14 protein-coding genes are annotated in these 13,339 nt (G+C 72.7%); 13 read left to right on the plus strand and 1 reads right to left on the minus strand.

Annotation, left to right across the window (positions count from 1 at the left end):
• Positions 1–279: 279 nt before the first annotated feature.
• The 10 genes from QWJ13_RS28440 (at position 280) to QWJ13_RS28485 (ending at position 10,324) form a co-directional block, all read left to right on the plus strand.
• Positions 280–468 carry a ferredoxin gene (locus QWJ13_RS28440; protein WP_316528019.1) on the plus strand — a complete coding sequence of 63 codons (189 nt, stop codon included), beginning with the start codon at positions 280–282 and terminating at the stop codon, positions 466–468.
• A gap of 5 nt (positions 469–473) precedes the next feature.
• Positions 474–1,697 (plus strand): NAD(P)/FAD-dependent oxidoreductase, encoded by a 1,224-nt coding sequence (locus tag QWJ13_RS28445; RefSeq protein ID WP_316528020.1) that lies wholly within the window; start codon positions 474–476, stop codon positions 1,695–1,697.
• Between the two features lie 10 nt (positions 1,698–1,707).
• On the plus strand, positions 1,708–2,514 hold the full coding sequence (locus tag QWJ13_RS28450) for an acetoacetate decarboxylase family protein (protein WP_316528021.1): 807 nt from the start codon (positions 1,708–1,710) through the stop codon (positions 2,512–2,514).
• Between the two features lie 34 nt (positions 2,515–2,548).
• Positions 2,549–4,012: an aldehyde dehydrogenase gene (locus QWJ13_RS28455; protein WP_316528022.1), complete on the plus strand. Its 1,464-nt coding sequence runs from the start codon at positions 2,549–2,551 to the stop codon at positions 4,010–4,012.
• A complete protein-coding gene (locus QWJ13_RS28460) occupies positions 4,005–4,943 on the plus strand; it encodes a 3,4-dihydroxyphenylacetate 2,3-dioxygenase (protein WP_316528023.1) in 939 nt (312 codons plus the stop codon). Before QWJ13_RS28455 ends, QWJ13_RS28460 begins: the two co-directional genes overlap by 8 nt.
• 13 nt (positions 4,944–4,956) lie before the next feature.
• Positions 4,957–5,802: a fumarylacetoacetate hydrolase family protein gene (locus QWJ13_RS28465; protein ID WP_316528024.1), complete on the plus strand. Its 846-nt coding sequence runs from the start codon at positions 4,957–4,959 to the stop codon at positions 5,800–5,802.
• A gap of 27 nt (positions 5,803–5,829) precedes the next feature.
• Positions 5,830–6,489, plus strand: a complete 660-nt coding sequence (locus tag QWJ13_RS28470; RefSeq protein ID WP_316528025.1) for a TetR/AcrR family transcriptional regulator — start codon at positions 5,830–5,832, stop codon at positions 6,487–6,489.
• Between the two features lie 121 nt (positions 6,490–6,610).
• Positions 6,611–8,059 carry an APC family permease gene (locus QWJ13_RS28475; RefSeq protein ID WP_316528026.1) on the plus strand — a complete coding sequence of 483 codons (1,449 nt, stop codon included), beginning with the start codon at positions 6,611–6,613 and terminating at the stop codon, positions 8,057–8,059.
• 61 nt (positions 8,060–8,120) lie between these two features.
• Positions 8,121–9,611: an aldehyde dehydrogenase gene (locus QWJ13_RS28480; protein ID WP_316528027.1), complete on the plus strand. Its 1,491-nt coding sequence runs from the start codon at positions 8,121–8,123 to the stop codon at positions 9,609–9,611.
• Complete coding sequence (locus QWJ13_RS28485) at positions 9,608–10,324, plus strand: gamma-glutamyl-gamma-aminobutyrate hydrolase family protein (RefSeq protein WP_316528028.1); 717 nt, start codon at positions 9,608–9,610, stop codon at positions 10,322–10,324. Before QWJ13_RS28480 ends, QWJ13_RS28485 begins: the two co-directional genes overlap by 4 nt.
• Before the next feature lie 4 nt (positions 10,325–10,328).
• Here QWJ13_RS28485 and QWJ13_RS28490 read toward each other — a convergent pair whose 3' ends face one another.
• Complete coding sequence (locus QWJ13_RS28490; RefSeq protein ID WP_316528030.1) at positions 10,329–10,904, minus strand: MarR family winged helix-turn-helix transcriptional regulator; 576 nt, start codon at positions 10,902–10,904, stop codon at positions 10,329–10,331.
• A 368-nt stretch (positions 10,905–11,272) separates the two neighbouring features.
• Between QWJ13_RS28490 and QWJ13_RS28495 the strand changes: the two genes are divergently transcribed.
• From QWJ13_RS28495 to QWJ13_RS28505, 3 genes are read left to right on the plus strand one after another with little or no spacing between them, the layout of a single operon-like run.
• Positions 11,273–12,190, plus strand: coding sequence for a LysR family transcriptional regulator (locus QWJ13_RS28495; protein ID WP_316528031.1), 918 nt, complete (start codon positions 11,273–11,275; stop codon positions 12,188–12,190).
• A 53-nt stretch (positions 12,191–12,243) separates the two neighbouring features.
• Positions 12,244–13,080, plus strand: coding sequence for an ACP S-malonyltransferase (locus QWJ13_RS28500; protein WP_316528067.1), 837 nt, complete (start codon positions 12,244–12,246; stop codon positions 13,078–13,080).
• A 3-nt stretch (positions 13,081–13,083) separates the two neighbouring features.
• The gene (locus QWJ13_RS28505; RefSeq protein WP_316528032.1) at positions 13,084–13,335 is read left to right on the plus strand and encodes a phosphopantetheine-binding protein; all 252 of its coding nucleotides are present in this window, start codon (positions 13,084–13,086) and stop codon (positions 13,333–13,335) included.
• Positions 13,336–13,339 lie beyond the last annotated feature (4 nt).

The following is a 13,339-nucleotide window of genomic DNA, read 5'->3' on the forward strand; positions in this document are numbered from 1 at the left end:
TTCGCACTGCGTGGGGTCGCAGGATGCCGCTCGCTGCTGGTGGCAAACGGTATGGACGCGGGTCACCGTCCCGCAAGGGGTCTGACGCAGAAATTTATCCATCTGGATAGCTATTGACCGGGGGCCCGCCCGCTCCTACGTTATTTGGCACCAAACGTTTTGGCGGCTGCCACCGCCGATCGGCGTACGCCGCCCCCGGCCGGAACCCGGCCCCAGCGGGCCCGCGCCCCCTTCCCTCCCCTTTCCCGACGTTCCCCCACAGCACCAGGAGGACCGGCCATGCAGGTCGTCGTCGACATGAACAAGTGCCAGGACCACGGCCAGTGCGTCTTCGCCGCCCCCGACGTCTTCCGCTTCGACGACGACGGGCGCCTCGCCTACGTCGCCGACCCCGACGAGGCGCTGCGCGCCGACGTCGAGGAGGCCGCCGATGTCTGCCCGCTCCAGGCCATCCGGATCGAGGACTGAGCCCCGTGACCGCACCCATCGTCGTGGCCGGCGCCTCCATGGCCGGCCTGCGCGCCGCCGAGCAGCTGCGCGCCGCGGGCTGGGACGGGCCGATCACCCTCGTCGGGGACGAGCCCCACATGCCGTACAACCGGCCCCCGCTGTCCAAGGAGGTGCTGGCCGGCAAGGCGACCTTCGAGTCGCTCGCCTTCCGCCCCCGGGCCGGCGTCGCCGACGTCCGGTGGCGGCTGGGCACCACCGTCGCCCAGGCCGACCTCGACCGCCGCACCGTCGAACTCGACGACGGCGAGACCCTCGTCTACCGCGGCCTGGTGATCGCCACCGGCATGCGGCCCCGGCGGCTGCGCTGCCCCGGCCCCCTCGCCGGCCGGCACACCGTGCGCACCCTCGCCGACGCCCGCGGCCTGCGCGAGGCGCTGACCCGCCCGGGCGTGCGGGTGGTCGTGGTCGGCGGCGGCTTCATCGGCTGCGAGGTGGCCGCCACCGCGGTGGCCCTCGGCGCCGCCGAGGTCACCGTGGTCGACCCGCTGCCGCTGCCCATGGTCGGCCCGCTCGGCGAACTGCTCGCCGGCGCGCTGCTCACCCGGCACGAGCAGCGGGGCGTGCGCTTCGCCCTCGGCACCGGCGTGACCGGCTTCGAGGGCGAGGGCGAGGTCACCGGGGTGGCCCTGTCCGACGGCCGGGTCCTGCCCGCGGACGTGGTGGTGGAGTCGGTCGGCTCCCTCGCCAACACCGAGTGGCTGGAGGGCAACGGACTGGACCTGTCCGACGGCGTGCTCACCGACGAGCACCTGCGGGCCGGCGGACGCCCCGACGTGATCGCCGTCGGCGACGTCGCCCGCTTCCCCAACGCCCGCTACGACGGCGTCCCGCGCCGCGTCGAGCACTGGTCCATCCCCACCGACACGGCCAAGCACGCCGCCCGGGTGCTCACCGCCCACCTCACCGGCACCGAGCACGGCCTGGAGCCGTTCGCCCCGCTGCCGACCTTCTGGAGCGACCAGCACGACTTCCGGCTCCAGTCCTTCGGCTCCCCGGCCGTCGGCCGCGACGACGTGCGCGTCCTGGACGGCGAGCTCGACGGCGACGTCCTGGTCGGCTACCACCGGGACGACCGCCTGGTCGGCGTCGTCGCCCTGGGCGGCCGGAGCGCCGCGGCCGCCGCCGCCCGGTACCGCACCGAACTGCTCCGGCAGCCCGCCCCCCAGCACCTCTCCCCCACCGCGTAAGGAATCCCAAGTGGCCAGTGTCCGTGGATACTTCCACCCCAAGACGGCGACCGGCGCCTCCTCGCTGATCCCCTCGCCGCCGTGGCGCTACTCCGGCGACCTGCTCACCATCGAGTACCGCACCGACCCGGACCGGGTGCGCGAACTGCTGCCCGAGCCGCTGGAGCTCGCCGACGAGGACCCGGGCGCCGTCGCGCTGATCTGGGCCGACTGGCAGTCCTGCTCCGCCTCCGGCCAGGAGCTGCTCGACCCGGTGCTCGCCCAGTACAAGGAGGCGTTCGCCGTCGTCCGCTGCAAGTTCCAGGGGCAGACGTACAGCCGCTGCGTGTACATCTGGGTGGACAAGGACTTCGCCATCGCCCGCGGACTGCACCAGGGCTACCCGAAGAAGCTCGGCTCGATCCACCAGACCCGCCCCCACCCGTACGGGCCCGCACCGCGGATCGAGGCCGGCGCCCGGTTCGGCGCGACCCTCGCCGCGGCCGACCGCCGGCTGGCCCAGGCCGTCGTCACCCTGCGCGAGCCGTCCGAGACCAACGGCTTCGTCAACGGCCACCCGATGGCCCACCACCGCTGGCTGCCCTCCATCGAGAAGGGCGGCGGCCTCGCCCTGGACGAGCTGATCGCCTCCGGCGCCTCCTCCTTCGAGGCCGGGACGCCGTGGGTCGGGGACGCCGACCTGGAGCTGTTCGAGTCGCCCACCGAGGAGCTGGCCCGGCTGGAGGTCCGCGAGCCGATCGCCGCCTACTACCGGCAGGTCGGGGTGGTGTGGGACGGCGGCAAGCTGCTGGCGTCCAACGCCTCCGCCGCCGAGTGAAAACCTGCCGAACCAGTACGAGGAGCCCCAGGTCATGAGCGACCACACCACCACCGTCGCCGGCGTCGCCGTCGACACCCGGCACTGGATCGGCGGCGAGCGCGTCGCCTCCGCCGCGACGTTCACCGACGTCTCGCCCATCGACGGCAGCGTCCTCGGCGAGATCGCCCGGGGCACCGCGGCCGAGGCCGAGGCGGCCGTCGCCGCCGCCAAGGCCGCCTTCCCCGGCTGGGCCGCCACCCCGCGCGAGGAGCGGGCCCGCCTGCTGCACGCCATCGCCGACGGCGTGGAGCGCCGGCTGGAGGACCTGGCCGTCGTGGAGACGGCCGACAACGGCGCCCTGCTGCGCTCGCACCGCCGCGGCGTGATGCCCCGGGTCGCGCACAACTTCCGGTTCTTCGCCGACTGGCTGCTGAGCCTGGGCCACGAGGACTTCGACACCCGCGGCCACACCAACCACGTCAGCTGGGACCCGGCCGGCCCCTGCGTGCTGATCACCCCGTGGAACGCGCCGCTGATGCTGGCCACCTGGAAGGTCGCCCCGGCGCTGGCGGCCGGCGACACGGTCGTCCTCAAGCCGGCCGAGTGGTCGCCGCTGACGGCCTCGCTGCTCGCCGAGATCGCCGCCGAGGCCGGGCTGCCGGCCGGCGTCCTCAACGTGGTGCAGGGCCTGGGCTCCGAGATCGGCGACGCCCTCACCTCGCACCCGGACGTGCGCCGGATCAGCTTCACCGGCTCGGTGCCGACCGCCAAGCACATCGCCGCCTCGGCCGCCGCCAACCTGACCCCGCTCAGCCTCGAACTGGGCGGCAAGTCCCCGCTGTTGGTCTTCGCCGACGCCGATCTGGACCTCGCCGTCGACCTCGCGGTGGAGCAGTACGACAACGCCGGCCAGGTCTGCCTGGCCGCCACCCGGCTGCTGGTCGAGGAGAGCGTCGCCGAGGAGTTCACCCGCCGCTTCGTCGAGAAGGCCTCGCGCATCGTGCAGGGCGACCCGCGCGACGAGGCCACCGGCATCGGCCCGAACATCCACCCGCGCCAGCTGGAGAAGATCGACGGCTTCGTGCGGCGGGCCGTGGAGGCCGGTGCCACCGCCGTGATCGGCGGCAGGCGCCTGGAGGGCCAGTTCTACGCCCCGACCCTGCTCACCGGCGTCGCCCAGGACTCGGAGATCGTCCAGGAGGAGGTCTTCGGGCCCGTCCTGACCCTCCAGACCTTCCGCGACGAGGAGGAGGCCGTCCGGCTGGCCAACGACACCCGCTTCGGCCTGGCCGCCACCCTGGCCACTGGCGACCAGGACCGCGCCCGGCGGGTCACCGGGCAGCTGGTGGCGGGCACCGTCTGGGTCAACTGCTTCTTCGTCCGCGACCTCCAGGCCCCGTTCGGCGGCTCCCGCCACTCGGGCGTCGGGCGCGAGGGCGGCACCTGGAGCTTCGACTTCTACTGCGACGTCAAGAACACCGTCACCGCCCCGAAGGGCTGGGCGGACCATGGGTGAGATCGTCGGGGCGGGCCTGCTCGCCCACGTCCCCACCGTGGTGCTGCCCGAGGAGATCCGGCTCGAACTGAACGAGGGCAAGGAGATCACCCTCGTCACCGGCCTGCGGCAGCTGCGCGAGGAGGTCTTCGCCCGGGACGACTACGACACCGTCGTGGTGCTGGACTCCCACTGGGCGACCACCGTCGAGTTCGTCGTCACCGCGCAGGACCGCCGGGCCGGGCTGTTCACCTCCGAGGAGCTGCCGCGCGGCATGTGCCGGATGCCGTTCGACTACCCCGGCGACCCCGAACTCGCCCGCAACATCGCGAAGTTCGCGGACAAGCACGGCACCTGGATCACCCCGATCGACGACGCCTACCTGCCGGTCTACTACGCCACCATCAACCTGTGGAAGTTCCTCGGCGAGGGCCTGCCGGACAAGCGCTGGGTCACCATCGGCGTCTGCCAGACCGGCGACATGGAGGACCACCTGCGGCTCGGCCGCGCCCTGGCCGACGGCATCGCCGCCACGCCGGGCCGACGGGTGCTGCTGATCGCCTCCGGCGCCCTGTCGCACACCTTCTGGCCGCTGCGCGAGCTGCGCGGCCACGAGTCGAGCGACCCCTCGCACATCTTCACCCCGCAGGCCCGCGCGGCCGACGAGGAACGGATCGCCTGGTTCAAGGAGGGCCGCCACGACAAGGTCCTCGACACCATGGACGAGTTCTGGCAGTACAAGCCCGAGGCCCGGTTCTTCCACTACCTGATGATGGCCGGCGCCCTCGGCGAGCGGGCCTGCACCGCGCAGGCCCGCCAGTACGGCGCGTACGAGAACTCGATCGGCACCGGCCAGGTCCACCTCTGGTTCGACCGCCCCGCCGACGGCTGGACGGGCACCGGACTGCCCGCCCCCGCGCCCGGCCCCCGCAACCCCCACAGCCTCATCTAGAAAGGCCCCCGCCATGCCCGAGTACCGCCGCATCCTGCTCGACGGCGCCGCCGTGGAGACCGTGCGCGAGGGCGACGAACTGGTCGCCGGCGACGGCCGCCGCGTCGCGATCGAGGACGCCCGGCACCTGCCGCCCGTCGTCCCCTCCAAGGTGATCGCCGTCCACCTCAACCACCGCAGCCGGGTGGACGAGTTCCGAATCGACCTGCCGGACACCCCGACCTACTTCCACAAGCCGACCTCGGCGCTCAACTCCCACAAGGGCGCGATCGTCCGCCCCGAGGGCTGCACGTGGCTCAACTACGAGGGCGAGGTCGCCATCGTCATCGGCCGCACCGCCCGCAACATCTCCCCGGAGGAGGCGGGCGACTACATCGCCGGCTACACCGTGGCCAACGACTACGGCCTGCACGACTTCCGGGACACCGACGCCGGCTCGATGCTGCGTGTCAAGGGCTCCGACACCCTGTGCCCGCTGGGCCCCGGGCTGGTCACCGACTGGGACTTCCGCGGCAAGAAGCTGCGCACCTACGTCAACGGCGAGGTCGTCCAGGACGGCTCCACCGACGAGATGACCTGGGACATGCACTACCTGGTCGCCGACATCGCCCGCACCATCACCCTGTACCCGGGCGACGTGCTGCTGTCCGGCACCCCGGCCAACTCCCGGCCCGTCCAGCCCGGGGACGTCGTCGAGGTGGAGGTCGAGGGCCTCGGCCGACTCACCAACCACATCGTCACCGGACCGACGCCGATCCGCACCGACGTGGGCGCCCAGCCGACGGAGTCCGAGGAGGTGCTCTCCACCGCCCTGGGCGGCGACTGGGAGTTCCGCGGCATCCGGCCCCCGAAGCGCTGACCGGCGCTCCCCGGTAGGGTCGCCCCCATGACCGACTCCGTCGAGCCCGTGGAGCCCTCGCAGCCCGCCGGCCCCGCCGAGCCGTCCGAGCCCGCCCGTAGGCGCGGCGCGCGCAAGCGCGTGACGAACTACGGGACGGGCCGGACGGCCCTGCTGGACGCCGCCGTGCGCGTGGTGGCCCGGGGCGGTCTGCGGCAGCTCACCTACCGGGCCGTCGCCCAGGAGGCCGGTGTCACCCACGGGCTGGTGGTGCACCACTTCGGTTCGCGGGACGCGCTGATCGAGGAGGCCGTCGCCCACGCCGTCCAGTCCTCGCTGAGCACCAGCGCGCTGGGCTCGGGCGCCGGCGGCGTGGCCGACTTCGCCGTCGGCCTCATCGAGATGGTCGAGGCCGGCCCCGAACTCCAGGTTTTCCAGTACGAGTTGCTGCTGGAGGCCCGGCGCCGCCCGGAGCTGCTGACCCATCTGCGCGGCGTCTACGAGGAGTACTTCGAGGCCAGCCGCAGCGAGCTGTCCCGGATCCTGCCCGGCCCGGTCAGCCGTGGCACCTCCCGGCTGGTCTTCGCCGCGCTGGAGGGCCTGGTGCTGCACCAGCTGGTGTTCGGCGAGCGCGAGGCCACCGAGGAGGCGCTGACCGAACTGCGCGGTCTGCTGGCCCGGCTGGCGGCGGAGTCCGGCGAGCGCTGACGCCGGGTGTTCCCGCCGCCCAACCCCTTGCCAAACGGATAGTTGCACCCCACGATGAGGCAACTCGTTTGACCTGAAACGATCCTCACCCTCCCCCACTCCCCTCTGGCAGGTGATCCCTGTGGACAGTCGGACGACTTCCGCAGAGCGGACCGAGCGCGACGCGGCCCCCACCGCGAACACGCTCAAGCCCAACGCCCTGGGCGTCCTCGGCATCCTCTTCTTCGTCCTGTCCGGCCAAGCCCCACTGACCGGCATCGCGGGCGCCGCCCCGCTCTCCGTCGCCCTCGGCAACGGCTCCGGCACCCCCGCCGCCTACGTGCTGGCCGGGGCGGTGATCCTGCTCTTCTCGGTCGGATTCATCGCGATGGGCCGCCACGTCGTGGACGCCGGCGCCTTCTACACCTACATCGGGGCCGGACTCGGCCGGGCGGCCGGCGCGGGCAGCGCGGCCGTCGCCCTGTTCTCCTACTGCGTCATCCAGGCGGGCATGTACGGCCTGTACGGCTCGATCGTCAGCGGACTGGTCGCCGACCACACCTCGCTCCACCTGCCCTGGTGGGTCTACACCCTGGCCACCATGGCCGTGGTGCAGGCCCTCGGCGCCCTGGGGATCGAGATGGGCGCGAAGGTGCTGGCCGCCTTCGTGCTCGCCGAGTTCAGCATCCTGGCGCTCTTCGGCCTGGCCACCCTCGTCAAGGGCGGCGGGCCCGAGGGCCTCGGGTTCGCCGACAGCTTCTCCCCCTCGGCCGCCCTCCAGGGGGCGCCCGGCGTCGCCGTCATGTTCGCCCTGGCGTCGATGTTCGGCTTCGAGGCCACCGCCATCTACGGCGAAGAGGCGAAGGACCCCAAGAAGACCGTGCCACGGGCGACCTACCTGTCGGTCATCGTGGTCACCGGCTTCTTCGCCCTCACCTCGTGGACGCTGATCTCCTCCTACGGCGCCTCCAAGGCACCGGAGGCGGCGGGCAAGGCGCTGGAGGCCGGCGACTCCGCCGGATTCGTCTTCGCCCCCGTCACCGACCTGTTCGGCGGCTGGCTCGGCGCCGTCCTGCCGGTGCTGCTGGCCACCTCGCTGTTCGCCGGCGTGCTGACCTTCCACAACTCCGCCAGCCGCTACCTGTTCTGCCTCGGCCGCGACGGCCAACTGCCCGCGCCGCTCTGCCGGTTGAACGGCAAGCACGCCCCGGCGATCGCCGGCCGGGCGCAGACCGTGATCGCCGTCCTGCTGGTGGTGCCCTTCGCGGTGGCCGGCTCGGACCCGGTGCTCACCCTCTTCTCCTGGTTCAGCGGCCTCGCCGTGCTCGCGATGATGCTGCTCTACCTGCTGACCTCGCTGTCCGTCGTGGTGTTCTTCCGCCGCCGGCGCGTCGACACCCGGGCGTGGAACACCCTGATCGCCCCCGTGCTGGGCGCGCTCGGCATCGCGGGCGCCATCTGGCTCATCCTGGCCAACTTCACCACCCTGATCGGCGGCGAGGTGAGCACCGCCCTGTGGCTCGTCCTGTCGGTGCCCGTGGTCATGGCGCTCGGGGTGGCCAACCACCGGATCCGGCGCCGCCGTACCTGAATCCCGAGGCGCGCGCCCGAAGCAGCGGGCGCGCGCCACCCATGCCCCTCTGGAGGACCGCATGACCCTCGCCACCCACGACGACTGGCTCCGCCGGGCCGAGGCCTTCCGCCCCGCCGTCGAGCACCTGATCGACGGCGCCGACGAGGCCGGTGGCGGCGGCACGTTCTCCGTGGTCTCCCCCCGGGACGGCCGAGTGCTGGCCGAGGTCGCCGACGCCGGCCAGGCCGAGGTGGACGCGGCCGTCGCGGCCGCCCGCCGGGCCTTCGACCACGGCCCCTGGCCGCGGCTCGCCCCCGCCGAGCGCGGCCGGGTCCTGCTGCGCTTCGCCGAACTCCTGGAGGAACTGCGGGCGGAGCTGGCGCTCACCGTCAGCCTGGAGATGGGCAAGCCGGTCACCGACGCCCACGACATCGAGCTGCGGGCCCTGATCACCACCTTCCGCTGGTACGGCGGGCTCGCCGACAAGCTCACCGACGAGGCCCCCCGGACGGCCCCGGACGCCCTCGCCCTCGTCACCCGGGAGCCCGCCGGGGTCGTCGGCGCCGTCGTCCCCTGGAACTTCCCGCTCACCCTGGCCGGCTGGAAGATCGCCCCGGCGCTGGCCGCCGGCTGCACGGTGGTGCTCAAGCCCTCGGAGAACTCCCCGCTGTCCGCCCTGCTGCTCGGCCGGATCGGCCTGTCGGCCGGGCTGCCGCCGGGCGTCCTCAACGTCGTGGCCGGCGACGGACCGGTGGCCGGCCGGGCCCTCGGCCTGCACCCCGACGTCGACGTCCTCGCCTTCACCGGCTCCACCGCCGTCGGCCGCCACTTCCTGCACTACTCCGCCGACTCCAACCTCAAGCGGGTCTGGCTGGAACTGGGCGGCAAGTCCCCCAACATCGTCCTGCCCGACGCCCCCGACCTGGCCCAGGCCGCGGCCACCGCCGCCTGGGGCATCTTCTTCAACCAGGGCGAGATGTGCACCGCCCCCTCCCGGCTGCTCGTCCACTCCTCCGTCGCCGAAGAGGTCACCGAGGCCGTCGTGGCGCGCGCCCGCGCCCTGCGGGTCGGCGACCCGCTCGACCCGGCCACCGAGATGGGCGCCCTGGTCGGCGAGCAGCACCTCGGCCGGGTCCTCGGCCACGTGCGCACCGCCCTGGACGACGGCGCCCGGCTGCGCACCGGCGGCGAGCGCACCCTGACCGCCACCGGCGGCGCCTACCTCCGACCGACCGTCTTCGACCGGGTCGCCCCGGACAGCCGGCTGGCCCGCGAGGAGGTCTTCGGCCCGGTCCTGTCCGTCCTCACCTTCGACGACCTGGACGAGGCCGTCGCCCTCGCCAACGCCACCGAGTACGGCCTCGCCGCCGGCCTCTGGACCTCCGACCTCTCCACCGCCCACAAGGTCTCCCGCGCCCTCAAGGCCGGTACGGTCTGGGTCAACTGCTACGAGGAAGGCGACCTCACGGTGCCCTTCGGCGGCATGAAGCAGTCCGGCAACGGACGCGACAAGTCCGCCCACGCCCTGGAGAAGTACACCGAACTCAAGACCACCTGGATCCAGCTGTGAACCACCGTCCGCTGATCGCCGTTCCCGCGCGCTTCGCCGCGTCCACCTCCGCGCTGCGCTACGCCGCCGAGGTCAACGCCCGGGCCCTGATCGAGGCCGTCTGGCGGGCCGGCGGCGAGCCCGTCACCCTGCATCCGTACGCTCCCGGCGGGACGGCCGATCCGGCCGAAGTGGCCGCCCGGCTGGCCCGGTTCGACGGACTGCTGCTGCCCGGCGGCGGCGACCTCGCGCCCCACCGCTACGGCGCGGCCGACGCCCATGAGGCGGTCTACGACGTGGACGAGGAGCAGGACGCGTTCGATCTGGAGCTCGCCCGGCAGGCCCTGGCGAGCGCGATGCCGCTGCTGGCGATCTGCCGCGGGCTCCAGGTGGTCAACACGGTGCTCGGCGGCACCCTGCACCAGGACATGGGCGGCCCCGGGCGCGAGCACCGGCACGTGCGGCAGTCCGTCGCGCTCACCCCCGGCTCCGCACTGGCCCGGATCGCCGGCGGCGAGCGGGTCGAGGCGTCCTGCTACCACCACCAGCACGTGAACCTGCTCGGGGAGGGCCTGGCCGTCACCGCCCGGGCCGCCGACGGGACCATCGAGGCCGTCGAACTCCCCCGGCACGACGGCTGGTTCGCCGCCGTGCAGTGGCACCCGGAGGACACCGCCGACGAGGACCCGGCCCAGCAGCGGATCTTCGACGCCCTGGTGCGGGCCGCCGGCTGAGGGATCAGCCGCGGGCGGGGCGCCGGCCGCTGCGGCGCGGGGCCGGCTCCTCGCCGTTCAGCAGCGCGCGGCGCCGCTCCTCGCCCTGCTCCTCGACCTGGAGCACCACCCGGCGCAGCCCGTCGGCCAGGCTGACGCACTCCTCGTCGCTCAGCCGCGAGGTGACGAAGGACTCCTCCTCGTTGAACGCCGGGAACACCTCGCGCATGAACTCCTCACCCTCCTCGGTGAGCGCGAGCAGCACCAGCCGTCCGTCGGTGGGGTGGTCGACGCGCCGCAGCAGGCCGCGCGACTCCAGGGTGCGGGAGACCCCGGTCAGCGTGCCCTTGGAGATCCCGGCCTCCTCGGCGACGTGCCGGGTCTCGGACTCGCCCCAGACCCAGACCACCCAGAGCACCACGAAGGCCGTCCAGGTGAGGTCCGAGCCGCGCAGCACGGAGTTCTCCAGGTGCTGGCGCACGGCGGAGGCGGCCCGGTAGATGTTGGCCACCGCGGCCATCCGCTCCCGGCGGATCGGGCTGCCGCCGAGCTTCGCCTGGACGAGCCTCTCCGCCTCGTTGATGGACCGCTGGCTGGGCACCGGTGCTCCCTCGTCTCGCCGTCACCTGAGTCGCCGGTGCGGAGCTTCGGGCCCGTTCCGGCGACTCAGGCATCCTAGGGCCTGACTGTCGGATCCTTGCCGGGTCCGCGACGCCGGGTGCCGGAATCCCGCCCGCCGGATGCGCCCGCGAGTCCTTCACATCCAGGCCTCCGAGGCGACCTTGTTTGATCGTCAACCTGTCGCCTATGGTGAACGAAGCACTTCGCTCCGTGTTCCACCTTCTCGCATTCCAGGGGTTGGGAACCACCTTTGGCCTGCGCTGTTCACACGCTTGACACGTCCATGACATGAAGCATGGCGTGACGCATTCCCGGATACCGCCCGACAGCTTTCTCCGGACGTGAAGAATGACCGACCGCCTGGACTTCAGCCTCACCCAGCTACGCTATTTCGTCGAATCGGCCGAACTCGGGAACATCTCGGAAGCGGCCGAAAAACTCAGAGCCTCGCAATCGACCGTCTCCTCGGCCATCATGCGGCTGGAACGCCAACTCGGCGTCCAATTGCTCCTGCGCCACCACGCCCGAGGAGTCTCCCTCACCCCCAACGGGCGGCACCTGCTGCTCGGCGCCCGGGCGCTGCTCGGGCAGGCCAGGGACCTCCAGGAGCAGGGGGACGCCCTGGCCGGCAACATCGAGGGCCGGCTCGGCATCGGGTTCCTCACCGCGCTCGCCCCGTTCCTGCTGCCGCCGACCCACCGGATCACGGCGCAGCGGCACGCCGGGCTGCGGCTGAGCACCCATGAGGAGCGGGCCGACCCGCTGCTCGCCCTGCTCCTGGAGGGGCAGTGCGAACTGGCCGTCACCTACGACTTCCTCAGCGGCGGCTGCCGGTTCCTCCCGCTGGCCGAACTGCGCCTTCAGGCCCTCCTCCCGGACGATCCGGGCAGCAGTCGGGACGATGGTCCCGTCCCGCTGGCCCGGCTCGCCGACCGGCCGCTGGTCGCCCTCGACGACCCGCCGCTGCTGCTCCACTTCGAGAAGTGCTTCGCCGATGCCGGAGTCCCGCTGCCGCCGGTGATCACCGCGGCCGGCCCGGAGACCGTCCGCGGCCTGGTGGCCGCCGGGTGCGGGTTCGCCCTGTCCTACCAGCGCACCCATCGGCCCGCCACCCTGGACGGCGGCCGGATCCGCGCGGTGCAGCTCGACGGGCCGGCGCCGACCGCCGCCCTCGGGGTGGCCACCGCGCCCTCCCTCGCCCTCGGCCGACGCGGCCGGGCGGTGCTGAACGTCCTCAGATCGGTGGTCTCGACCGGCCGTCCCTGAGCAACCCCTCTCCCCGACCTTCCCCCGACGAAGTGGAGGAACGCGTGTTCGCCATGCTCTTCGCCGGTCAGGGCAGCCAGCACAAGGGAATGGGGGCCGAGGTCTTCCCCCGCTACCCGGGGCTGGTCTCCTTCGCCTCCGACCTGCTGGGCTACGACCTGGCCGCCCTGTGCACCGAGAACCCGGACGGCCTGCTCTCCCGCACCGAGTACACCCAGCCGGCCATCTTCGTCGTCAACGCCCTGCACTCCTTCGAGCGCGCCCACCGGGAGGACCGCCCCGCGGACTGCTACCTGGGGCACAGCCTCGGCGAGTACAACGCCCTGCTGGCCGCCGGGGTCTTCGACTTCGAGACCGGGCTGCGGCTGGTCGCCAAGCGCGGCGAGCTGATGGCCGCGGCCTCCGACGGGGGCATGGCCGCCGTCATGGACACCCCCGAGGAGCGTCTGTGGGAGGTGCTGGCCGCCCATGGGATCGACGGTGTCGACATCGCCGGCCTGAACACCCCCTCCCAGCTGGTCATCGCGGCCACCCCGCCGGTGCTGGCCGCCGCGCTCGGCTGTCTGGAGGAGGCCGGCATCCGGGTGGCCCGGCTCCGGGTGAGCGCCCCGTTCCACTCCCGGTACATGGAGCCGGCCCGGGTGCGCTTCGAGGAGTTCCTCACCGGTTTCACCTTCGCCGCGCCCGCGACACCGGTCGTCTCCAACGTCACCGCCCGGCCCCACCGGCCGGAGGAGACCGCCCGGCTGCTCGCCGAACAGCTCGTCACCCCGGTGCGCTGGACCGACTGTGTCCGAAGTCTGCTCGATCCCGGCGACCCGCCGGAGTTCACCGAGATCGGGGGCACCGCCCTCACCCGCATGGTCCATGCCATTACCAAGGGAGTCTGACCGATGGAATCGACGACAGAAATCATCCGAAGCTATCTGGAAGAGCGCTTCCTCTTCGAGTTCGACGAGGAGATCACCCCCGACACCGACCTCTTCAAGGCCGGCGTCATCGACTCCTTCGGCTACGTCAGAATGATGAAGTTCCTGGAATCCGAGTTCGCCGTCACCATCGACAGCGACGAGATCCTGATGGACGTCCTGGTCTCGCTCACCGCGATCGACGTATTCATCCAGAAGAAGCTCGCCGAGATATAGGGGG

It is taken from the genome of Kitasatospora brasiliensis, from assembly GCF_032654805.1.
GTDB lineage: Bacteria > Actinomycetota > Actinomycetes > Streptomycetales > Streptomycetaceae > Kitasatospora > Kitasatospora brasiliensis.

Excerpts from the sequence above, each read along its gene's own strand:
- QWJ13_RS28470 (WP_316528025.1), top strand. The coding sequence starts at position 5,830 with ATGACCGACTCCGTCGAGCCCGTGGAGCCCTCGCAGCCCGCCGGCCCC.
- QWJ13_RS28480 (WP_316528027.1), top strand. The coding sequence starts at position 8,121 with ATGACCCTCGCCACCCACGACGACTGGCTCCGCCGGGCCGAGGCCTTC.
- QWJ13_RS28495 (WP_316528031.1), top strand. The coding sequence starts at position 11,273 with ATGACCGACCGCCTGGACTTCAGCCTCACCCAGCTACGCTATTTCGTC.
- QWJ13_RS28500 (WP_316528067.1), top strand. The coding sequence starts at position 12,244 with ATGCTCTTCGCCGGTCAGGGCAGCCAGCACAAGGGAATGGGGGCCGAG.
- QWJ13_RS28460 (WP_316528023.1), top strand. The coding sequence starts at position 4,005 with ATGGGTGAGATCGTCGGGGCGGGCCTGCTCGCCCACGTCCCCACCGTG.
- QWJ13_RS28440 (WP_316528019.1), top strand. The coding sequence starts at position 280 with ATGCAGGTCGTCGTCGACATGAACAAGTGCCAGGACCACGGCCAGTGC.
- QWJ13_RS28505 (WP_316528032.1), top strand. The coding sequence starts at position 13,084 with ATGGAATCGACGACAGAAATCATCCGAAGCTATCTGGAAGAGCGCTTC.
- QWJ13_RS28455 (WP_316528022.1), top strand. The coding sequence starts at position 2,549 with ATGAGCGACCACACCACCACCGTCGCCGGCGTCGCCGTCGACACCCGG.
- QWJ13_RS28465 (WP_316528024.1), top strand. The coding sequence starts at position 4,957 with ATGCCCGAGTACCGCCGCATCCTGCTCGACGGCGCCGCCGTGGAGACC.